At 50.5% G+C, this 996-nt stretch carries 2 tRNA genes and 1 rRNA gene; all 3 read right to left on the bottom strand.

The annotated features are described in order from the left end of the window. Positions 1–541: ribosomal RNA gene (locus tag ACOTYN_RS26385) — 23S ribosomal RNA — on the bottom strand; the annotation flags it as partial. 180 nt (positions 542–721) lie between these two features. Then, a tRNA-Ala gene (locus tag ACOTYN_RS26380) sits at positions 722–797 on the bottom strand. Positions 798–839: 42 nt separating this feature from the next. Beyond that, positions 840–916 (bottom strand) — tRNA-Ile (locus ACOTYN_RS26375). Positions 917–996: the final 80 nt, after the last annotated feature.

The raw sequence follows: 996 nt of genomic DNA, 5'->3' as shown, positions 1-996 counted from the left end.
AGGCTCCCACTGCTTGTACGTACACGGTTTCAGGTTCTTTTTCACTCCCCTCGCCGGGGTTCTTTTCGCCTTTCCCTCACGGTACTGGTTCACTATCGGTCAGTCAGGAGTATTTAGCCTTGGAGGATGGTCCCCCCATATTCAGACAGGATACCACGTGTCCCGCCCTACTCTTCGAGTTCACAACCTGTGCATTTTCGTGTACGGGACTATCACCCTGTACCGTCGGACTTTCCAGACCGTTCCACTAACACACAAGCTGATTCAGACTCCGGGCTGCTCCCCGTTCGCTCGCCGCTACTGGGGGAATCTCGGTTGATTTCTTGTCCTCGGGGTACTTAGATGTTTCAGTTCCCCCGGTTCGCCTCGTTAACCTATGTATTCAGTTAACGATAGTGTGACGAATCACACTGGGTTTCCCCATTCGGACATCGCCGGGTCAAAGGTTCATATCACCTCGCCGGCGCTTTTCGCAGATTAGCACGTCCTTCATCGCCTCTGACTGCCAGGGCATCCACCGTGTACGCTTAGTCGCTTAACCTCACAACCCGAAGATGTTTCTTTCGATTCATCATCGGTTTGCGAAAATTTGAGAGACTCGAACACACATAACATGTGTGTCGTTTCAATTTTCAGCTTGATCCAGATTTTTAAAGAGCAAAACTTCGCAGTGCACCTTTTCAGGTTCACTCTGAAGTTTTCTTGTGTTCGCAGTAAAAGATGGTGGAGCTATGCGGGATCGAACCGCAGACCTCCTGCGTGCAAAGCAGGCGCTCTCCCAGCTGAGCTATAGCCCCATCGTTTGTAATCTCTGTACCGCTCATCCTTTAAAAGGAGTTTGGTAGGCCTGAGTGGACTTGAACCACCGACCTCACCCTTATCAGGGGTGCGCTCTAACCACCTGAGCTACAAGCCTGCAGAGATTTTTACTGCTGTTTTTTCATCAGACAATCTGTGTGAGCACTGCAAAGGCAGGTTCTTTAAGGTAAGGAGGTG

It is taken from the genome of Enterobacter cloacae complex sp. IR5458 (assembly GCF_049238025.1).
GTDB lineage: Bacteria > Pseudomonadota > Gammaproteobacteria > Enterobacterales > Enterobacteriaceae > Enterobacter > Enterobacter kobei.
This window is presented reverse-complemented; position numbering and strand designations above follow the sequence as displayed.